Here is a 21,994-nt window from a genome sequence, read left to right as displayed (position 1 = left end):
TTCTAAATTTTTGCAGTTGCTGCTATCACTAATAATAAGATATATCCATGCGCCTAATCGAACTCAGACTCAAAAACCTCAATTCTCTCAAAGGTGAATGGCACATTGATTTTGCTGACACCGCCTTTACCAATGAAGGTATCTTTGCGATCACAGGACAGACTGGCGCTGGCAAGACCACCATATTGGATGCGATTTGTCTGGCGCTATATGGTGAAACACCAAGGATCAACAGTATCAGCAAAAGCAGCAATGAAGTAATGACGCGGCAAACAGCGGAATGCTTCGCTGAAGTCGTGATTGATTTAAATGGTGAGCAGTACCGCTGCCGTTGGGGACAGCGCCGTGCTTATAATAAGGCAGATGGCAATCTGCAAGACGCCACTCATGAAATTGCTAAGATAAACGTTGATGACTCGTCAAAAAAAGATGAGCTGTTAGAGAGCACGCTAAAACATACCAAAAATAAAATAATTAAACTGACTCGGATGGACTTTCAGCAGTTCACTCGCTCTATATTGCTGGCTCAGGGCAGTTTTTCAGCTTTTTTGAAGGCAAAAGCTGACGAGCGTGCCGATATTTTAGAAAAAATTACAGGTACTGATATTTATGCCACCATTTCAACACATGTTCATAATAAAAAACGCACTGAAGAAGAGATATTGAGTAAACTGCAATATGGTTTAGATGGCTTGGCACTTTTAGATACCGAAGAAGAAGGTCAATTAAGAGCCGATTTGCAGTTATATCAAAGCACCCAGAGTACGCAGCAGCGAGAAATTCAAGATTTGGTCGAAAAAATAAAGTGGCTAGATAGCGTCACAGAATCAAAAGAAAAACTGAACACTTATCAAAATGATCTAGCGCAGGCTCAGCAGGCTCAGCAAGACTTTATCCATGACGCTAGACGCTTAACCGCTGCCAATAAGGCGTTGGAGATTGATAGTCAATACGGAAAGCTTGCCTCTGACCGCAATAATCTAAAACGTTTACAAAATGAACAGCAAGGAATTAACGATACGCTGCCGCAAACACAGAATAACTTACACCAAGCGAACGTGCTGCTAGATACCGTAAAAACTCGCGTACAAGCCGCTGATGAGGCGCTGCGATCCACCTTACCTAATATTAGAGAAGCGCGTAGGCTAGATATCGACATTACGCAGCAAACGCAGGGATTAAAAGAAGCGCAGCAAAGGGAGAATACTTTATCGGACCATACTCAGCGCTTACGCCTAGAGATTGATCACCATCAACAACAAGCAGTACAAAATAAATCCCAATTAGCAGATATAGCGCGCAATCTTAATGGTGCAAATGACTTAAATGACATCGACGGCGATATTGCTAATTTTAAGAGTTATTGCACCAGTTTAAAAGCACTACTCCAAGACAATGCTGATTTAAATATCAACAAGGCCAACCAAAAACACAATACAGACCAGTATCAAAGCCATCTTAGAACCTTGTATCCACTACAAAAGGATCAAGCGGCTAAAGAAAAAGCTCTGCAAGCTCAGATCGAGGAATTACAACAAAAGCAAGCCGAATTAATTGAAAGACAGTCTCTACCTGAGATACACAGCGAACAAGAACAGATAGATGGCCTCGATCGTCAGCTTGAACAAATAGAGTCAAAAGCAGATAAGCTCAATGAGCTTCGCGCACAGATCAAAGATATAGACACTGAGCTACCAGTAATACAAGACGATTTGGTAGTGCTGGCTGATATCATTACTAATAAAGCATCCACTATCCAATCCACTAAAGACAAGCGGCAAGACAAACAAACACAGTTATATCTACTACAAAAAGTAGCCACTCTAGAAAGCCACATTGCTGATCTAAAAGACGGTCATCCCTGCCCGCTGTGCGGATCGCTTGAGCATCCTTATGGCGCAAACCACCCGCATTTGATATCAGATACCGAAGCAGATCAGATTCAGCAACAAATGATAGAGCTGGACACCACCATATCCGATTTGGAAAACAGATTATCTGTACATCGTATCAATCAAGCAACCAAACAGCAGCAGCTTGAGCGACAGCAAAATCAGAAAAACCTACTACAAGATCAAGCACAAAAACTAGCAGCTGATATCAAGCAGTCAGTGAGTTTAGTCCTGAAGGAAAACTACTCACCTTTTATCACGGCAATGATACAACCATTGCAGCAACTTGAGACACATGTAGATATAATACCGGTGTTAAAGAGCACTCAACATCAATTGACCGAACGTAAAGCATCACTTAGAGGCACGCTGTCCAATTATCAGAGGCTTGGCGAGAAGCTCGCTACCATGCGCGAGGACATTAGCGCATTAGCACAACAGCAGCATAAGCTGGCAAGCGATATTAATGGGATTGAGACGAATATCAAAATAACATCCGTGAGTATAGATAATACAGATAAACACATTCACGATAATTTCTCTGAATTAACCACCCTTAAAAATGACATCATTCAGCTCTTAGAAAGATACGCCGCTGGCACGTTTCAGTCAAACGCAATCGCGCAGATACGCGCCTCGAAGTCAACTTTACATCCCCTGATGGAAAGTATTGATAGCCAAGTTATCCTAAACGAGGCGGATTATCATACGCATATCACGACATTGCGTCAGCAGCACGCAGCGCTTATAACCATAAAAAATGGGCTTAATAATTATAAAGAGCATCAGCAAAAGCTAGCGACAGAACTAGGCGGTCTAGAAATACAGATCGATACCAAACAAACCCAGTTGGATAAAGACCAACAGGAGCTTGATAGTCTGGTTCAACTCGTGATTGAAAAAATAAAGGCGCTTGAGCAGCTACAAACACACAGAATCAATGTCTTCGCCGACAAAGATCCCGATGCAGAAGAGCAGCGTTTGCGCGCGGCATTAGAACAAGCGAAAACCGATCAGTCCGTTGCCCAAAGACAACTAGACAGTGCTGAATACACGCTCAAGCAGCTAAAAGACCAACGAGAGCAGATCACCCAGCAAATCAAAGCAGCAGCTGATACCGTGCAGGTTCTAGAAAACCAGTTCCAAACGGCACTTGCCTCCTCCAGCTTTGATACGGAAGCAGAATTTTTGGCGGCGCGCTTGCCTATGGATGAGCGTAATGCACTCAAACAGCAGCAAGAACATATTGATTATGCACTCAAGCAAGCGCAATCCTTATTGAATGAAACCGAGAAAGCATTAGAAGATAAGCAAGCTAATCCGCTGACAACAGACGATAAAGAAACGCTTATCCAGCAGCAAGCGCAAGTCCAAGAGAAGTTTAATAGCTGCATTGAGTCAATTGGTGCAATCAGTCAGCAGTTACGAGACAATGAGGATAAGAAAAGCACGCAACAGGCACAGATTAATGCCATCAATGCCCAAAAAGATAAGTTACAAGTGTGGCGACAGTTAAATGATTTGATCGGCTCAAATAGTGGAAAGAAGTTTCGTACCTTTGCTCAAGGACTTACCTTTGACATTATGATCAGTCATGCAAATACTCAGCTGCAAAAGATGAGCAATCGCTACCTGCTGGTTCGTGATGATGGCAACCCCCTTGAGCTCAACGTCATGGATGACTATCAAGGCGGTGAGATTCGTAGTACCAAAAATCTCTCAGGCGGTGAAGGCTTTATTATTAGCCTTGCTCTGGCACTAGGACTATCACAAATGGCCAGCCAAAATATTCGCGTAGACTCGCTATTTTTGGATGAAGGTTTTGGTACCTTGGATGAAGAGTCTTTGGATATTGCGCTAGATACACTGACCAATTTGCAGCAAGAAGGAAAATTAATCGGGGTAATCTCCCATGTACAGACGCTAAAAGATCGTATCTTAACCCAAATTAAGGTCGAAAAGCTCTCGGGCGGCTTTAGCCGAATTAGTGGTCAAGGATGTCACAAAGTTGTCAGTGAAAAAGCCTCGTAATTTAAGCTAGTCAGTTTGCTACTTTCTACTCTACTTTCGATTAAACGATTTTGTTTAGACAATAAAAGACCACCGAACATTAAGAACGGTGGTTTTTTTGAACTTACAGATATTTATTTCTTAATGAGTAACTGATTATTTAGTGACTAAACCACTCAGCTCACTCATCAATACTGACAGCGTTGACAGACCAATTTGACCTTCTTCATCGTTGCTATGCAGCTCATCTAACTTATTCATCTCTGTCGTGACTGCTGCAAGCTGATCGACGTGTCTTGCTTTCCATTCACTAAATGCCTGCTTGGCATCTGGTTTAGACAGTACCGCATCCATTAGTAGGCGCAAGCTACGTGACAACTCGTTCACTAACGCATGGCGTGCACGGCGATCCCAGTAGTCTTGCTGTGGTAAATTGGCAATATTGTCCATCATCCAATCTAACTGCAACACTTGATAGGCTTCAAAGTATAGGGTTGCAATCTCATCAACAGGACGCTCATATTGCTCAGCCAGCAATGCAGCATCAAGCGCATCGACATGATACGGTAGCATCGCAAATAAGGTAGCATCGTTGTCAGACAGATCTTTTTGCATCAAACGCTCGGTGTCTTCTTGCAAATATTGGGCAAACTGCTGCTCGATAAAACCACTTGGCTTAGTCAGTTTTTCAACACTATCGCTAAAGCGGCTAATCATATCAGCAACTTGCAAGTTTTGACCAAAGGCATTGATGAACCAGACCACACCGCGCTCAAGCGCATCACGTAGACGCAGCTCAAGATTCAGAAGTAGTGTTGCTTCAACTTGGTTATCCAATGCTTCCAATGCTTGCCAAGCGCGCGATACGTTGAATACATCACGGCTAATCGCATAACCACGCACGATAGTCGCTAGTGATTGATCGGTTTCCTCAAACAGACGGAATAGCGCTTCAATACCTAAGCGGTTGACCACACTGTTGGTCAAGTAAGTGCTGATGATTTCACGATGCAAGCGGTGCTCAGTCATCTCATCAAAAAAGCGTGACGCAAGCTCATCTGGGAAGTACTTACGTAGCTCGTTAATGAAGTACGGATCATCTGGTAAATCAGATGATAACAGACTGTCATAGACCCACATTTTGCCATAAGCCAAGACGACTGCGAGCTCAGGGTTGGTCAGACCAGTATCTGCTTTTTGACGCTTCGTAATCTCTTCGTTTGATGGTAGATACTCAATCGCACGATCCAGGCGCCCTTCACTCTCTAACATTTGGATGAAGCGCTGATGATCGCTTAGATTGGCTGCGGCGCGAATATGACTCAGTTCAATGGCTTGTGGTTGCAAGTAGTTCTGACGTAGTACCAATTCTGCTACGGTGTCAGTCATACTCTCAAGCAATTCATTACGCTGCTTCAGCGTCATATCGCCTTGCTCGACCACTTTGCCAAGTAAGATTTTGATATTGACTTCATGATCCGAGCAGTTTACACCGCCTGAATTATCGATGGCATCTGTATATATGCGTCCGCCCGTTTGAGCGTATTCGATACGACCTTGCTGGGTTAGACCTAAGTTACCACCTTCACCAACGACGGCTGCGCGCAGCTCATTACCATCGATACGTAGCGAATCATTGGCACGATCGCCAACATCGGCATGCGTCTCATTTGCACTTTTGACATAAGTACCGATACCACCATTCCAGATGAGATCGACAGGCGCACGTAATAACGCACTGATCAAATCGTTCGGTGCAAGGCTGTCTGCACTGATATCAAAGAGCGATTTCATCTCAGGACTGATAGCGATAGTCTTGTCTTGGCGTGAGAATATCCCACCACCTTGACTGATTAAGGAGTCGTTATAATCTGCCCATGATGAGCGCGGTAGCTCAAACAAGCGTGCGCGTTCCGCGTATGAGGCCGCCGTGTCTGGATTAGGATCAATAAAAATATGCAGGTGGTTAAAGGCAGCAACGAGCTTAGTATGCGTTGAGAGCAGCATACCATTACCGAATACATCCCCACTCATGTCACCAATACCGACCACGGTAAAGTCATCACGGTTTTGGATATCCATACCGCGCATACGGAAGTGACGTTTGACCGACTCCCAACCACCGCGCGCTGTAATACCCATTGCTTTATGGTCATAACCTACTGAACCACCTGAAGCAAAGGCATCATCCAGCCAGAAGTTGTACTCTGCTGCGAGCGCATTGGCGATATCAGAGAAAGTCGCTGTGCCTTTGTCCGCTGCGACAACCAAGTACGGATCATCTTCATCATGACGTACTGTGTTGGCTGGCGGGACGATGTTGCCATCAACGATATTGTCAGTCACATCGAGCATACCGCGTAGGAATGTCTGATAGCAGGCAATGCCTTCTGCTTGGAACGCTTCACGGCCATCAGCCATGCTTTTGGTTTTGACAATAAAGCCGCCCTTAGAGCCAACAGGGACGATGACGGCATTTTTGACCATCTGTGCTTTGACAAGGCCAAGTACTTCGGTACGGAAATCTTCCATACGATCTGACCAGCGCAAACCACCACGGGCGACTTTGCCACCACGTAGATGCACCGCTTCAACGCGCGGTGAATAGACAAATATCTCGAACATGGGCTTTGGCTTGGGCAGATTTGGAATGTCTGCTGCCAAGAACTTAAACGACAAACGATCTTTGCGTTGACCGTCGCAATCTACTTGATAGAAGTTGGTACGTACCATCGCATTGATCAAATCTAAGTACCAGCGCAAGATACGATCTTCGTCTAGGCTATCGACATCTACTAACGCAGCAGTGATTTTCTCTTGAATTTTCGTTGTTTTTTCTTGGCGCGTCTCATCACTATATTCAGGGTTCATGCGCGCATCGAACAAGCTACCCAATGCCACACTGATATCACTGTTTTTAACAACAGTTTGCTGAATATAAGCACTGGAGAATGGCGCACGAGCTTGTAGCATATAGCGAGACAGCGCACGTAATACGACGACATCGTAAGTGTCGAGCTTGGTCGTTAGTACCAACTCATTGAACGAATCGCTCTCAACACGGCCTGCCCAAATTTGCTTGAGACTATCTTCGAACTGACCACGCACGACTTGCATATTGACCGTATCGACATGCTCTAGCGTCAGCTCGTACTCTTGCATCCAAATAGGCTGCTCTGGCAAATCAAACTCATAAGTTTGTGCTGAGATAACCGATACACCAAAGTTTTCAAGTATTGGTAGTACTTTTGACAAGATAACAGGCTGCTCGCGACCGTATAGCTTTAGGTGAAGTTGGTTACGTGCATCGCCTGTCGAGTGGTATAAATGCCAAATCATTGGGTTTTCTGCGGTCAGTCCCGCCAGACGCTTCGTATCTTCGACTGCGGTACGAGCATCAAAACGCTCTTGGTAAGCTGCAGGAATATAGTCTAAAAAGCGACGAGTCAAAGCGTTGGCTTGTTGCTCACCCACATTATCGAGTAGCATTTTTTGATAATTGTCATCCCATGACTGCATAAGTGCTGACAATTTGGCTTCAAGTGTCGCGATATTGACGTCATTTACCTGACCTGGGACTGTACGCACATGGACATGGACGCGGGCGTGCGCAGATTCATTGAATTCAGTGGTAAAACCTGAAGACAGACCGTTATAAGCATCTTTTAGAACGTTTTGTACTTTGATGCGTAGCTCAGTGTTGAACTTATCACGTGGAATATAAACTAAGCACGAGACAAAACGTTGGTAATGGTCGATACGGCTAAATAAGCGTAAGCTCTTTTTGTCTTGTAATTGGCTAATACCTGAGACAATTGGGTACAGCTCTTCGACGCTGGCTTGGAACAGATCATCACGTGGCAAGGTATTAATCACATGCATCAATTTATGATGAGCATGACCATCACGTGGCAATTCTGCCATGGCCATAATCTGGTTGGCCTTTTCGCGTAGTAGCGGTATTTGCTGTACGGTAAGCTGATACGCTTGCGATGTCAGCAAACCGATAAAGCGATACTCACCAATCAATTTACCATTATCATCGAACTTATGGATACCCAAAAAGTCCATATATACCGAGCGATGTATCGGAGATACACGGCTTGATTTAGACAGCATCAACACGCGCGGCTCAGTTAATAATTGTTTTAGCCCTTTAGGCAGTTGATTGAAGCTTTCTGATATCTTGTCTTCTTCTGAACCGCGCAATAGACCAAGACCGCTATTACCAATGGCAAATAAATCCAAATTAGTAGGTTCGGCGACTTCGATTTCGTGACCGCCTTCTAAGCGGTACTCGCGATAACCTAAGAAGATAAAGTGGTCATCTAATATCCAATCTAAAAATGCTTGGATTTCTTGTTGTGAGTAGAACACTTCTGGCAGTGGTTTGCTAGACAGCTCAGCTTTAATGTCATTTAACTGCGCACGCATTTGTTTCCAGTCGCCAACGACGGTATCAAGCGTGTCAATTTTAGACATAAGCATTTGTTGTAATGCTTCCAAGTTTTCATTATCTTGATACGCAATTTCACAATGAATCAACGACATATGAGAAGTGGCACTTTCATGTGCGCCTTCAACATAAGTAATCTGGCCGTCCTCATCGCGTTTAACACTTACGATGATATTGTAAGTACGATGCACATCGATACCTTCAGCTTCAAGGCTCATCAAGATCGTATCGACTAAAAATGGTCTATCATATGCCACGATCTGAATGACCGTGTGCGAGCTATGAAAGTGCTGCTCTTCTGCTAAGGGATTCAATACTGCCAGTTGTGGTTTGCTGCAATCATAGGCTTTGAGCAATGTAAAGTGATGTAGCGCCATGCCCGCCAAATCAGCATTACTGATCGCCTCTGCAGTTTCTTGATGCAGCGGCTCATAGTAGCTATGGATAAAATGATCAAATAGCGATTTGTCTTTTTGTACATAACTGGTAGCAATATCGCTTATCTGGCTAATGCGCTCTTTTGCGATACTGAGGGAGTTTGGCATTGTCCTTCGTCCTTTTTATAGGTTTGGTTTATCTATTTATGTTTATCAATCTGTGTTAATTACCGTCATTGCATATAGGGCTTTATATAGTCAATCAATATTAAAAGTGGTATAAGGCAGACGAGTGCAAGTACTACGGTAGTAGGCTAAACGAGTCTAACGCTGTAACACTTTAATAGTGGTTCGACTATAACTTGTGATGCAATGGCAATATATCCAGTCACGCGACTTATTCTTTTATTATGACGTCTAAAGACTTTCTCCTTTTTTACTCTTATTTTTATGAATATGTAGCCATCAGGATTCAATGCCATCAATATAGTGAAGTTTAACGCACCTGCGGCGCGAGCTAAAGCGTACAACATCATTTCATGAATCAACGACATGTCGATAACCTTTGCTAATGAGACAATGATGTTCAATGCCATAGCATTAGCATTCGAGATTAGGTGCTGGCAAGTGGATACTCATAGTAATCAATACTGTTTTTTTGTTAGAATATGCCGATATATCTACGAGCGTACGAATAGCTCATTATTAACTTTAATGCTAAGGGCAAGAGGTATGATGAATATTTTGGTGATTGGTTCAGGTGGTCGTGAACACGCGCTGGCATGGCAGTGTGCAAAAGATGACAATGTCGAAAATGTCTATATCGCTCCTGGTAATGCTGGCACGGCCCTTGAACCTAAATGCCAAAACGTTGTCTTAACGTCTACTGATGCCAGTGAGCACAGCGCTGTTATCGAATTTTGCCAAAACAATGATATTGACATGGTCATCGTCGGACCAGAAGCACCTTTGGTCACTGGTATCGTTGATGCGTGCCGTGATGCTGGTATCAAAGCATGGGGTCCAACAGCCTACTGCGCTCAATTAGAAGGTTCGAAAACCTTTGCTAAAGAATTCATGGAACAAAACAATATTCCAACGGCTGCTTATCAAGGATTTACAGACGCTACTGCTGCCAAAGCTTACGTTGATGAGCAAGGCGCGCCTATTGTTATCAAAGCTGACGGGCTTGCTGCTGGTAAAGGCGTCATTGTTGCTGAGACTATTGAGCAAGCGCATGAAGCGATTGACGATATGCTAGCGGACAACAAATTCGGTGATGCTGGTAGTCGTGTGGTCATCGAGCAGTTCTTGCAAGGTGAAGAAGCCAGCTTTATTTGCATGATTGATGGTGACAATATCTTGCCAATGGCGACCAGCCAAGATCACAAACGTGCTTTTGAAGGGGATACGGGTCCCAACACTGGCGGTATGGGTGCTTATTCACCTGCGCCAGTCGTGACCAAAGACGTTCATGACAAAGTGATGTCACAAGTCATTCAGCCAGTCGTCGATGCGATGAAAGACGCAGGACACCCTTATACTGGATTTTTATATGCTGGTCTTATGATTGATAAAGCAGGCGATCCTTATGTCATTGAATTCAATTGCCGCTTTGGTGATCCAGAGACGCAGCCTATTTTGATGCGCCTGCAGTCATCAATGGTAGACTTGGTTGCACAAGGGTTGGCAGGTCAACTGCCTAGCGAAGCCAAATGGGACAACCGCCCTGCTCTAGGTATCGTAGTTGCATCGAAAGGCTATCCTGAAACATCATCGAAAGGCGATGTGATTGCTGGCTTGCCAGAGCTGGACACTACGAACGATAATGCTGTTAAAGTATTTCATGCTGGTACGGCATTCTCGAATGACAATGAGAACGAAGTTGTGACTAACGGTGGTCGTGTATTGTGCGTGACTGCTTTAGCAAATAATATTTCTGAAGCTCAGCAAGCAGCACTAGCAGTCACTGCTGCGATTAGCTTTGATGGTGCGCAATATCGCCGTGATATCGGGCATCATGCCATTGCTCGTGAAAATGCTTGATGAGTTAATCCTTGTCAGATAACGTGAGTTTTTCACTCCATATGTCTGATTAAGCAAATATGACTGATACGCTATACATTATTTGACCTAGCATCATGCATGCTAGGTCTTATTTTTTGACAGTCATTTTTAGGTCTATTTTTGATGAAATGCTCATAAAAAATGAGATGGCGGCTTAATGATAGACCAGACATGAGCACAACTCTCAACATTAAATCGGTAAAATATCACGCAATTATTTTGACTTACAAAGTAACTATCAACAGCCTGTGTGCGCTCATAAAACCCATGCACTTTATATGATACAATTTTATACCCGTGCATCACATCTCCCTTGTATTGTAGGTCTCGAACCCGCAAATCAATACCAACTGGATGAATGATTATATTTATGGCAAATGATACGTCTAAACCTTCTAACAATAAGCAATCAATCGATAGTCTAAAAACCTCAGGGTTTGATCGCCGCATGTCGATTGCTAAAACCTCCTTAAATATTGGTCGTCGTTGGGCGGGTAATAGTGTGTCTGGCATGTTTTTGAATAAAGAAGCACGGACCGCACGTAACCAAGCATTTATGGAAGCTCAAGCGAGTTATCTGGCATCAGAGCTTGGTAAATTGAAAGGTTCAGTTGTCAAAATTGGTCAAATGCTAGCCATCTATGGTGAACATATATTGCCACCAGAGATTACGCGTGCCTTGCAAACGCTCAATGATGATACGGCGACGCTTACCTGGCCGACAATTGAGCAAACATTGCGCCAGCTATTGGGTGAAAAACTAAATGAGCTCGATGTTGACCCTGTTCCTATTGGAACGGCTTCTCTTGCCCAAGTCCATCGGGCGACAGTATTAGCAACTGGTGAACAAGTCGTGTTGAAAATTCAGTATCCGGGGGTGGCCGATGCCATCAACTCTGATCTTGCCCTATTTAAGCGACTACTAAAGGTAAGTAACATCGTCCCCCAAACGCGCGCTCTCGATGCTTGGTTTGAGGAAATACGGGACCTACTCCACCATGAAGTCGATTATGAAGCAGAAGCAGCAACAACAGAGCGTTTCTACGATCGTTTAAGCAATGATCCACGTTATATCGTGCCTAAAATTAATCGTAATTATTCAAAAAAACGTCTGCTATGTATGTCATATGAGCCAGGTATCACTGTCGTGTCTGAAGCACTACAGCTATTGCCTCACGAGCGCCGCAGTGCAATTGGTCAAGCTGCCATCGAAATTATGATGCAAGAGATTTTTGTCTGGGGTGAAATGCAGACGGATCCTAATTTTGGTAACTATTTAGTTCGAGTTAGTGAAAGTACAGACGATATTGATAAACTTGTTTTGCTAGATTTTGGTGCAATTCGTCAATTTGATAGTAATTTGCTTACGATTGCCCGTGGACTATTGAGGGCAGGATATCACCACAACCATCAGGCAATGACTCTAGCGATGACGGGTTATGATTTCTTCGATAGTATGAGTGATAAAGTACGCTCTGATATTGCCTCATTGTTCCTATTGGCTACCGAGCCATTCAGTGATCCTGAGAAAAACGATGACATCCCTACAGATTGTTTGGATGAGCAAAATCGCTATATTTGGGCCAATAGCAAATTGCATTCACGCTTATCCACTAAAGCTACTCGTGCGATGCAATCTTTTGAATTTAACCTTCCTCCAAAAGAATTTATGTTTATTAGCCGCAAATTTATTGGTGCATATACTTTTTTAACAGTGCTTGACGCACATACCAACCCTAATACCTTGGTCAAACCTTATTTATAGTTTTTAGTAGTGCGAAATTTTGGCCGTCCTTTAGTGATGGCTTTTCTGATTTATATTTTTCTGCTTAGGCTATTTTTCGCCTATTATTAAGCTTGCCAATTATCAAACCGGGTTTTATACCATTTTGGCTTACGGATGCTTAACTCCCAGCATACCTCCTGCCGCGCTAGGTACTTCACTTCAAAATGCGTACGCTGGCTGTCGACAGGCACTCGGTAGCGATTATTTGGTAGGCACCAAAGCTTAGCTGCTTGATGCTCTGCATTGTCCATATAAGATTGAATATTGGTGGCCAGTATTATCTCTCCCCCTACTTGCAAGCGAGATAGTAGAAACTCAAAAAAGGGCATATTTAGCCATTGCTGATTGGGATTATGCTGTTCAGGATTGGGATAAAGAATAAATATTTTAGCCACACTATTGGGTTTTAGCGCATGCACCGTCCAAGCAATCGCATCTGCATGGATCGCATCTAGGTTCGATAGGTCTTGCAGTGTAGCCAGCTTTGAGAAAGCATCAAACTTATTGCGTGTGCGCTCAATGGCGATCAAATGCTTATCAGGATTTTGCAGGGCAAAGCTAAGTGCATGCTTGCCCTTCCCTGCTCCAATCTCCAAGATTAACGGCTTTTCGTCTTTATTATCACTGATGATTTTTGGAATCATAAAGTCGCGCGGTGCGGAGAGTCGTTGTGGTTGAAAGGCACGCGCTTGCTGATGTGTGAACTCGATATTGTCTATCATCTACTATCCTTAAAGCATTTGTCTTTTGTCATTATTCTGCCCCATGCTATTATATAGCCAATCTAATTGAATAGTAATATAACGACAACTAGTACTCCTCAATTCATCACAATTTATATGATAATAAATAACTATCGTGCGCAAATGATACTAATAACATCAAGGATACTCCCACCTTTATTATGACTGACTCTAATACCAACACTGCACCCAAAACCTACCCTTGCCCACGTTGTGGCACTCAAACTGCTTGGCAAGACAACAAATATAAGCCATTTTGTAGTGGTCGCTGTAAGCTGATCGACTTAGGTGCTTGGGCAAATGAAGAATACACGTTACCTGCAGAAACCACACCTTTTTCTGACGAGCTATAACCTACCTCTTTACTCAATTTATTATACCAAGGATGTTTTACATGTCTGCTACTTACCTAATGCCCACTTATAATCGTCAACCGATCAGCTTTACCCGCGGTGCAGGCAGTTGGCTCTATACAAAAGACGATACGCCATACTTAGATGCCTTAACTGGTATCGCGGTATGTGGATTAGGACATTGCCATCCACAAGTGACCGACGCTATTCAACAGCAGGCAGCGACCTTGGTTCATACCAGCAATCTGTTCGGTATCGACTGGCAAGAGCGCGCAGGAGAGAAACTATGTACGTCAGCTCAAATGGATAGTGTGTTTTTTGCCAATAGTGGCGCTGAAGCAAATGAAGCGGCACTAAAGCTTGCACGCCTGTATGCGTCGCAACAAGGCTTTGCACGCCCAAAAGTCATCGTGATGGAGCAGTCATTCCACGGCCGTACATTACTATCACTATCGGCCACTGCTAACCCAAAAGCCCGCGAAGGGTTTTATACTCTAGATGACGACTTTATCCGTGTGCCATTTGGTGACATTGCCGCGATAAAGCAAGCGGCGTTAGACCATGAGGACATCTGCGCCATTTTTGTAGAGCCGATCCAAGGTGAAGGTGGTCTTAATACTGCGGCCAATGGCTTTACCTATTTAGAAGAGCTACAAGCAGAGTGTGATGCTTATAACTGGTTATTCATGCTTGATGAGGTGCAAACCGGCAATGGTCGTACTGGTAAATATTTTGCCTATCAGCATAGCAATGCGCGCCCTGATGTATTGACGACTGCCAAAGGCTTGGGAAATGGATTTCCAGTCGGCGCTTGTATGGTACGTGGGCGTGCCAATGGATTATTTGGTGCAGGGAGTCATGGCTCTACTTACGGTGGTACGCCATTAGCCAGTCGCGTGGTACATAGCGTGTACGATGTACTTGCAAATAGCGACATCATGGAGAATGCGGTGACGGAAGGATTGTTTATCCGAGAAAGTCTCGTCAATGCACTAGGACAACACGGCGTAAGTAGCCGCGGTGCTGGTATGATGATTGGTATTGCGCTACCTGAAGACATGGATTGTAGCCAATTGGTAGATCGTGCCCGTGACGAGCAAAAACTTATCATCAATGTGACAGGTGGCCATGTGGTACGTTTGCTACCACCGCTCAATATGAGCCGTGATGAAAGCACACAAGTCGCTGAACGATTGATCAACTTATTAAAGCCAACATTCTAAAGCTTGCTTGAATATGTAGCATGTAATAAAAAAGCCTATGGACAACTCTATCCATAGGCTTTTTGCTGACCGATTATTGAAACAACCAATATTTAGTCTGCATAACACTTAGTTTGCATGAAAATATTTCTTCAGTACTTCTAGGCAACGAGTGATTTTAGCTGGTTGTTGGTCGCGGTTTAAGGTAACGGCATATAGTACAAAGCTCGGCAACTGATAACCAGTCAATACCTCTACCAACTCTCCACTCTCAAGCTCTTTTTTGATGTCCATTTCCATCATTCTCACCAAGCCATGACCTTCTTTAGCTAAGGTTGTCGCCATGAAGACATTGTTGGTGTAGATACGTGAGTTCATTTTTACACGCGTTTTTTTGTTGGTCTCTGTCTGAATCATATCAATCTGATTGGCATCTTTCATGATTTCAATACAAATTAATTGATGATCAGCCAAATCTTTTGGTGTATTAATCTTAGGATGCTGACGCAGATATTGGGGTGAAGCCACGAGTAACTGGCGCACATCGGTGAGCGGATAGCTACTTAGACTCGAGTCATTAATCGATGGACTCATGCGAATCGCGATGTCGATACGTTCATCAATCATATCGATATAATGATTGTCTGCGAGATAAGTGACACTCAGATCATCATGCGCAGCCATCCATGTAGAAAGCGCTGGCAATATATGATTTACGCCAAGCTCAGGCGTCGTCGACACCCGTAGACTACCTGCTAGCTCATCACGCAATTGATTAACTTTGATTCGACCTTGCTCAGCCGCGCTGACCACATCTTTTGCCGACTCATAAAAGCTCTCACCAGCTTCCGTTAAGCTGAGCTTACGAGTCGAGCGATGCAATAGCACAACGCCAAGCTCATTCTCTAGTGAACGAATTTGCTGACTGACTGCACTAGTAGTAATACCAAGCTCGCGAGCAGAACCACTAAAAGAGCCGTGTCCGACCACACTGGCGAACACAGCCATACCGCGTAAATTATCCAACATATTCTCACCTAAACTTCATTTCAGTTTTTAATATAACTTAACCATTATAACGAATTTTAATTTATATTATCGTTATTAAATATTTTTCATTTTTTAAGAAGGCAAATTGCTTATTCAAAAAAAACAAAAAAATATCAAGGCGATAGCACAATATCACCTTGATATTTTATATAAAACCATTGCTAAAACATATCTATATTTTTAAATGATGTTAATAACAGCTTTTTTTGAAACTTAATATAGCTGTACCTTACCCATTTTTCCTTCACCGCGCTCAGTCAAATATTGCATGACGGGTGTATGTCGCAACTTCATCTCAGCAACCGTTTTGGCTTGCTCCAAACGTTTTTGCTGGCGACGCTCTGGTGTTTTGTTATCGCTTTGCATAATACTACTATCAATTTTTAAATCAATCTCTGCACTTGTGAACTGTTGCTGCAGCTTAGCAGCTAACTGCTGGAAAGTCGCTTGTAAATGTCTACTATCGACACTGGTCAAAAAAGTGGCTGTGCCATTACATTGACCTACCATCGTACCTTGACGGGCAAGTGCCAGCTCGTCCTGTGCCAACACTTCTGCCTCACGAGCTGTCTGTAGCCAGTAATCCCATTTTTCCGAGTTCCACTCCCCTGTCAGCTCTTGAGGGGCGCAGCGTAATAAAGTACGAGGATCTTCATCTGATGGTACTGCTAACTGAGAATCATTTGCGTCAGGCTCAACAATTGGTTCAGGCTCAACAATTGGTTCAGGCTCAACAATTGGTTCAGGCTCAACAATTGGTTCAGGCTCAACAATTGGTTCAGGCTCAACAATTGGTTCAGGCTCAACAATTGGTTCAGGCTCAACAATTGGTTCAGGCTCAACAATTGGTTCAGGCTCAACAATTGGTTCAGGCTCAACAATTGGTTCAGGCTCAACAATTGGTTCAGGCTCAACAATTGGTTCAGGCTCAACAATTGGTTCAGGCTCAACAATTGGTTCAGGCTCAACAATTGGTTCAGGCTCAACAATTGGCTCAGGGCCAGTAGCCGCTGACAGTGTCACATCATTATCATCAATAGTGCTTTGAGGCTCATCTAGAGGCTGTGGATGGTAGTCAACATCGTAAGCCTCTAATGGGGCTGAGGCTTCATGCGTCATAGCATTTGGAACCGACTCTGCTGCTGCGATAGAGGCCATATTATTGCCATAGTTATCAGTCAACACTTCATCGACAGGCAAAGGGCGAAACGCCAGCAGTCGCAAAATGCACATCTCAAGCGCTTGCATCGGCGTACTAGCAAGCTTGACGCCTTCACGTGCTTGTACAACAATTTCATAGTATAGCTGTAGCACATCAGGGCTAATATGTTGGGCAAGTGTATAGATGTTTTTGGCTTGCGCCTCATTGACATTGAGAGCGACCTCAGGCAACAGTTGGGTCAATGCCAATTGATGGAGTAGCTCAGCAAGCCCATCAAACATACTCGTTGCATCAACCATTTGCGCGCGCATTTGCTCAATATGCGCGGCAACAGCGGTTTTGTCATGGTTATAAATATCTGTGATCAATCGTACCAAGTCGGCAGAGTCAATAAGACCAAGCATTGCATTGACAGTGGCATCATCAAGTGACCCTTGACCAAATGCAATGGCCTGGTCTGTCAGTGACAATGCATCACGCACAGAGCCTTTAGCCGCACTTGCCAGTTGCCAAATGGCAGGCTGAGTATACCCAACCTGCTCTTGGGTTAAAATATTTGCTAGATGCTCGCTAAGTAATGTTTGTGGTAATGGACGCAATACGAACTGCAAGCAGCGCGAAATAATCGTAATCGGTAATTTTTGTGGATCAGTGGTCGCTAGCAAAAACTTTACATGCTCAGGTGGCTCTTCTAACGTTTTGAGGAGTGCATTGAAGCTGTGGGTCGACAGCATATGCACCTCATCAATGAGGTACACCTTATATCGCCCTTGGCTTGGCGCATAAGGCACATTGTCAAGCAGCTCACGCGTGTCCTCGACCTTGGTACGAGAGGCGGCATCAATCTCAATAAGATCAATAAAACGTCCCTGATCAATCGCCACACAATTATCACAAACACCGCACGGCGTGCTAGTAATACCCGTATCACAGTTCAAGCATTTAGATAAAATACGCGCAATCGTCGTCTTACCCACACCTCGGGTACCAGTAAACAGATACGCATGATGCAAGCGATTATAATCAATTGCATTAATCAGCGCTTGCGAGACATGCGTCTGCCCAATCAACTCATGAAAGTTTTTGGGTCGATATTTGCGAGCTAAAACTTGATATTGCTGCGACATAGCTATCCATTGTGCCAAGTAATTAATATTCTTATTTTTAATACGATTTTTCGGTATTCATTATAGCAAAAAGCCAGCGCATTCGTCTGGCTTCTTGCTGATTTGATTATGACTCAGCCGCGCTTAATAAGCGGCTTTGGTTAACGACTCATTCATCATTAATCGTGTTTGCGGCGCATGTGTGGGAATAAAATCACATCACGGATACTGGCAGAGTCAGTAAATAGCATCACAAGGCGGTCGATACCAATACCTTCACCAGCGGTTGGCGGCAGACCGTAAGACAATGCTTCGATATATTCTTCATCAAAGTGCATGGCTTCATCATCGCCTGCATCTTTTTCGGCAACCTGACCACGGAAGCGCTCAGCTTGATCCGCTGGATCATTAAGCTCGCTAAAACCATTCGCCAACTCGCGACCACCAATAAACAACTCAAAACGATCGGTAATCTCAGGATTGTCATCATTACGGCGTGCCAATGGTGACGTTTCAGCTGGATATTCAGTAATAAACGTTGGTTGACGTAATTGATGCTCAGCCGTTTCTTCAAAGATGATGGTTTTGAGCTTGCCCACACCGAACACCTCTTTGACCTGCTGTTTAAGGGTCACTGAGGCGTATTGTGCCAGATAGTCACGATCGTCGATACGTGACATATCAAAGTCTTTGGCATATTTTGCAATGGCGTCAGACATGGATAGACGAGCAAATGGCGCTTTTAGGCTGATGGCTTCTTCTTGATAGGTAATCTCTGTCGTACCCAAGACATCTATCGCTAGCTGATTAAACATGCGCTCAGTCAAGTCCATCAAATCATGATAATCAGCATAGGCTTGATAAAACTCAATCATGGTAAATTCAGGGTTGTGTCGGGTTGAGACCCCTTCGTTACGGAAGCTACGGTTAATCTCAAATACTCGCTCAAACCCACCAACGACTAAACGCTTGAGATAAAGCTCAGGCGCGATACGCAAGTATAATGGCATATCCAAAGCATTATGATGTGTCTCAAATGGACGAGCCACCGCGCCACCTGGAATGGGATGCATCATTGGCGTTTCAACTTCCATAAAACGCTCATTCAGCATAAACTGACGAATGCCGCTGACGATCTGACTGCGAACCATAAAGGTATCGCGAGTCGTCTCATTGGTCATCAAATCAAGATGACGGTTGCGATAGCGCGCTTCTACATCTGCTAGGCCATGGAACTTATTTGGCATCGGACGTAGGGTCTTAGTCAACAGCGTAATCTCTTCAATATGCACATATAAATCGCCTTTACCTGAGCGACCAATATAGCCTGACACACCAACAATATCACCTAAATCCAAAGATTTGATGCTTGCACGCGTTTCCTCATCAAGCTCTTTACGTGCCACATATAATTGGATGCGACCTGTCATGTCTTGGATAACGATGAATGAGCCACGGTTTAACATGACACGGCCCGCCACATTGACCTGTGTTTTGTCACCATTCGCCGCTTTTTCTTCAATTTCTTGTTTTGACACACCATCAAAAGCCGTTTGCAAATCTTTTGCATAATGGGTGCGTTTAAAGGTGTTTGGGTACGGCTGTTTATCTGAGGCAGTGATATCATCTAGCTTGGCTTGAAGTTGCGCGATCAGTTCATTGGTGTCTTCTGGCGCTTGGGTTTGGTCTTGGTTATTTGTTGACATAAAACTCTCATAATACGATAGCCGTAAACTATCTTTAGTTAATATTTGATACTCAAAACAATAGTATCTCAAATAGAGGAGACCTAGTGAATAAGACTTTCATAAGGAATGTGCAGCCCTTCATGTAGTTTTCTTATCATTGGCAAACTCAATCGGCGTTTACGATTTAATACTTCAGATACTTTACTTGCCGATCCCAAATAAGGTGTCAAATCCTTTCTACTTAAATTTAGATTTTCCATCTGAAAAATAATAGCATCGACAGCTTCGGCATGTTCGATAGGATAATATTTGTTTTCGTAAGCTTCAATTAAGGTTACTAGCACTTCACGCTCGTCAGCCTCAGGTGTACCCTCATCAGCTTGAAACACAGCTTGTAGCTGAGCAAATGCATGTGCTAGATCTTGATCATTACGAATTGGTTTAATATTCATTGACAACCTCCACATCAATTTTATCGTATTCACTATGAGTACCGATGAACTTGACCCAAGCAATACCAGCCTGATACTGCATCTCAACCACCAATCGGTATTTATTGCCTGCAATATTAAAAACGACTCTATTATTAGCGCAAATACTCGCATTCTTAAAATCGTTTTTGATATCTTGCGGCGATTGCCAACTGGCTTTTAGTGCAAAATCATGCCAAGCTTCTAGCTGACCTTTTGCATCACCATTGTTAGGCTGTTCCCAGAATTTACGTAAACTGCTTTTGGCAATAACTCTCATATGACTTAGTGTATAGTATCCAATTATATTCCCAATTTGGGAATATGGCAACGCTAATCGCTATACCCCTTCTTAACCTCACTCGCATAGTTCACCGCTATGGCTTACATTTCGCCGCCGATGCTGGCCATCAAGTCAGCCTGATGCTCACGTAACAGTGCATCAAGAATCTCATCCAAGTCACCTTCCATGATGGAGTCAAGCTTGTATAAGGTAAGGTTGATACGATGATCGGTCATGCGCCCTTGCGGGAAATTATAGGTGCGAATACGCTCTGAGCGGTCGCCACTACCGACCAAGTCACGGCGTATAGAGTCCGCTACATCGACCTGCGCTTGTACTTTGGCTTGCTGGATTTTAGAGACCAGCATTTTCATCGCATGTGCACGGTTTTTGTGCTGGCTACGCTCTTGTTGACACTCTACCACAGTACCCGTGGGAATATGCGTCAAACGTACGGCTGAGTCAGTGGTGTTAACGTGCTGACCACCCGCGCCACTTGAGCGAAAGGTGTCCATCTTAATATCCGCAGGATTGATATCAACGGTATCATCGATTTCAACTTCTGGCATGACTGCAACCGTACAAGCTGACGTATGCACGCGACCTTGACTTTCGGTCTCAGGGACACGCTGTACACGGTGAGCGCCAGACTCAAACTTTAAACGTCCATAGACGCTATTACCCGATACGCGAGTAATGATTTCTTTATAACCGCCGTGTTCACCTTCGTTCGCGGATAGAACTTCAACAGTCCAGCCCTGGGTTTGCGCGTATTTTTGATACATGCGGAACAAATCACCAGAGAAAATCGCTGCTTCATCACCGCCCGTCCCAGCACGAATCTCCAAGAATGCTGGCACCTTATCGTTAGGATCTTTTGGTAGCATCATGACATTAAGCGCTTCTTCCATCTCTACAATGGTATCACGTGCCGTTTCAATCTCATCGAGCATCATCTCTTTCATGTCAGGATCTGTCGCGTCAGCTAGCATCGCTTCTGCATCGGCTTGATCCGTTTCTGCATTCAGATAGTTCTGCCATAAGGTCGTGATGTCCATCAAGTCGCTGTGCTCGACAGACAATTCGCGAAATTTATTATTATCACTGATGACACTAGGATCTGATAACAAGGCGGTGACCTCTTCATAACGGTCTACCATCTGGTCTAAACGCAGGCGTAAGGATTCTTTCATAAAAGGACTTTTAATTGGATAAGAGGAATAAGCTCGTGATTATAGCAAATTTTTTGGGGTAAATTAAAACCTCTAAGCATTCTTCTCAATATTCGCAGCAATCTTGTCACTATACTCTCAAATATCTCTACTTATTCTTAAATAAAGATACTTGGT

13 protein-coding genes are annotated in these 21,994 nt (G+C 43.8%); 5 read left to right on the top strand and 8 right to left on the bottom strand.

Annotation, left to right across the window (positions count from 1 at the left end):
• The first annotated feature begins 47 nt into the window (after positions 1-47).
• On the top strand, positions 48-3,923 hold the full coding sequence (locus GYK50_RS06510; protein WP_212563535.1) for an AAA family ATPase: 3,876 nt from the start codon (positions 48-50) through the stop codon (positions 3,921-3,923).
• Positions 3,924-4,058: 135 nt separating this feature from the next.
• On the opposite strand, the gene GYK50_RS06505 is transcribed toward GYK50_RS06510, so the two are convergent.
• Positions 4,059-8,903, bottom strand: a complete 4,845-nt coding sequence (locus tag GYK50_RS06505; RefSeq protein ID WP_212563534.1) for an NAD-glutamate dehydrogenase — start codon at positions 8,901-8,903, stop codon at positions 4,059-4,061.
• Between the two features lie 567 nt (positions 8,904-9,470).
• Here GYK50_RS06505 and purD point away from each other — a divergent pair.
• Both purD and GYK50_RS06495 read left to right on the top strand, forming a co-directional pair.
• Positions 9,471-10,781, top strand: coding sequence for a phosphoribosylamine--glycine ligase (purD, locus tag GYK50_RS06500; RefSeq protein WP_093071009.1), 1,311 nt, complete (start codon positions 9,471-9,473; stop codon positions 10,779-10,781).
• 391 nt (positions 10,782-11,172) lie between these two features.
• A complete protein-coding gene (locus GYK50_RS06495) occupies positions 11,173-12,567 on the top strand; it encodes an ABC1 kinase family protein (protein ID WP_212563533.1) in 1,395 nt (464 codons plus the stop codon).
• 86 nt (positions 12,568-12,653) lie between these two features.
• Here the strand turns inward: GYK50_RS06495 and GYK50_RS06490 are convergent, their stop codons facing one another.
• On the bottom strand, positions 12,654-13,310 hold the full coding sequence (locus GYK50_RS06490) for a class I SAM-dependent methyltransferase (protein WP_093071005.1): 657 nt from the start codon (positions 13,308-13,310) through the stop codon (positions 12,654-12,656).
• A 182-nt stretch (positions 13,311-13,492) separates the two neighbouring features.
• Between GYK50_RS06490 and GYK50_RS06485 the strand changes: the two genes are divergently transcribed.
• Together GYK50_RS06485 and GYK50_RS06480 are read left to right on the top strand one after the other, a co-directional pair.
• Positions 13,493-13,684 carry a DNA gyrase inhibitor YacG gene (locus GYK50_RS06485; RefSeq protein WP_093071003.1) on the top strand — a complete coding sequence of 64 codons (192 nt, stop codon included), beginning with the start codon at positions 13,493-13,495 and terminating at the stop codon, positions 13,682-13,684.
• Positions 13,685-13,725: 41 nt separating this feature from the next.
• Complete coding sequence (locus GYK50_RS06480) at positions 13,726-14,907, top strand: aspartate aminotransferase family protein (RefSeq protein WP_093071001.1); 1,182 nt, start codon at positions 13,726-13,728, stop codon at positions 14,905-14,907.
• A gap of 108 nt (positions 14,908-15,015) precedes the next feature.
• On the opposite strand, the gene GYK50_RS06475 is transcribed toward GYK50_RS06480, so the two are convergent.
• The 6 genes from GYK50_RS06475 to prfA all read right to left on the bottom strand — a co-directional run bounded on the left by GYK50_RS06475 (position 15,016) and on the right by prfA (position 21,838).
• Positions 15,016-15,915, bottom strand: a complete 900-nt coding sequence (locus GYK50_RS06475; RefSeq protein WP_071001594.1) for a LysR family transcriptional regulator — start codon at positions 15,913-15,915, stop codon at positions 15,016-15,018.
• A gap of 234 nt (positions 15,916-16,149) precedes the next feature.
• Positions 16,150-18,225: a DNA polymerase III subunit gamma/tau gene (dnaX, locus tag GYK50_RS12940; RefSeq protein WP_212563532.1), complete on the bottom strand. Its 2,076-nt coding sequence runs from the start codon at positions 18,223-18,225 to the stop codon at positions 16,150-16,152.
• A 158-nt stretch (positions 18,226-18,383) separates the two neighbouring features.
• Positions 18,384-19,910: a lysine--tRNA ligase gene (lysS, locus tag GYK50_RS06465; protein WP_093070814.1), complete on the bottom strand. Its 1,527-nt coding sequence runs from the start codon at positions 19,908-19,910 to the stop codon at positions 18,384-18,386.
• Positions 19,911-19,993: 83 nt separating this feature from the next.
• Entirely contained in the window at positions 19,994-20,344 is a 351-nt protein-coding gene (locus GYK50_RS06460; protein ID WP_071001597.1) for a helix-turn-helix domain-containing protein, read from the bottom strand.
• A complete protein-coding gene (locus tag GYK50_RS06455; RefSeq protein WP_071001598.1) occupies positions 20,334-20,642 on the bottom strand; it encodes a type II toxin-antitoxin system HigB family toxin in 309 nt (102 codons plus the stop codon). The genes GYK50_RS06460 and GYK50_RS06455 overlap by 11 nt, the downstream gene beginning before the upstream one ends.
• A 104-nt stretch (positions 20,643-20,746) precedes the next feature.
• Entirely contained in the window at positions 20,747-21,838 is a 1,092-nt protein-coding gene (prfA, locus tag GYK50_RS06450; RefSeq protein ID WP_058024705.1) for a peptide chain release factor 1, read from the bottom strand.
• Between the last annotated feature and the right edge of the window lie 156 nt (positions 21,839-21,994).

The organism is Psychrobacter pacificensis (genome assembly GCF_018336615.1).
Classification (GTDB): domain Bacteria; phylum Pseudomonadota; class Gammaproteobacteria; order Pseudomonadales; family Moraxellaceae; genus Psychrobacter; species Psychrobacter pacificensis.
Note: the sequence above shows the minus strand (reverse complement) of the source record. Positions and strands in the feature narration are given on the sequence as shown.

Coding starts and splice junctions, on each gene's coding strand:
- prfA (WP_058024705.1), bottom strand. CDS start 21,838: ATGAAAGAATCCTTACGCCTGCGTTTAGACCAGATGGTAGACCGTTAT.
- GYK50_RS06455 (WP_071001598.1), bottom strand. CDS start 20,642: ATGAGAGTTATTGCCAAAAGCAGTTTACGTAAATTCTGGGAACAGCCT.
- GYK50_RS06480 (WP_093071001.1), top strand. CDS start 13,726: ATGTCTGCTACTTACCTAATGCCCACTTATAATCGTCAACCGATCAGC.
- GYK50_RS06495 (WP_212563533.1), top strand. CDS start 11,173: ATGGCAAATGATACGTCTAAACCTTCTAACAATAAGCAATCAATCGAT.
- GYK50_RS06510 (WP_212563535.1), top strand. CDS start 48: ATGCGCCTAATCGAACTCAGACTCAAAAACCTCAATTCTCTCAAAGGT.
- GYK50_RS06460 (WP_071001597.1), bottom strand. CDS start 20,344: ATGAATATTAAACCAATTCGTAATGATCAAGATCTAGCACATGCATTT.
- lysS (WP_093070814.1), bottom strand. CDS start 19,910: ATGTCAACAAATAACCAAGACCAAACCCAAGCGCCAGAAGACACCAAT.
- GYK50_RS06485 (WP_093071003.1), top strand. CDS start 13,493: ATGACTGACTCTAATACCAACACTGCACCCAAAACCTACCCTTGCCCA.
- dnaX (WP_212563532.1), bottom strand. CDS start 18,225: ATGTCGCAGCAATATCAAGTTTTAGCTCGCAAATATCGACCCAAAAAC.
- GYK50_RS06475 (WP_071001594.1), bottom strand. CDS start 15,915: ATGTTGGATAATTTACGCGGTATGGCTGTGTTCGCCAGTGTGGTCGGA.
- GYK50_RS06505 (WP_212563534.1), bottom strand. CDS start 8,903: ATGCCAAACTCCCTCAGTATCGCAAAAGAGCGCATTAGCCAGATAAGC.
- GYK50_RS06490 (WP_093071005.1), bottom strand. CDS start 13,310: ATGATAGACAATATCGAGTTCACACATCAGCAAGCGCGTGCCTTTCAA.
- purD (WP_093071009.1), top strand. CDS start 9,471: ATGAATATTTTGGTGATTGGTTCAGGTGGTCGTGAACACGCGCTGGCA.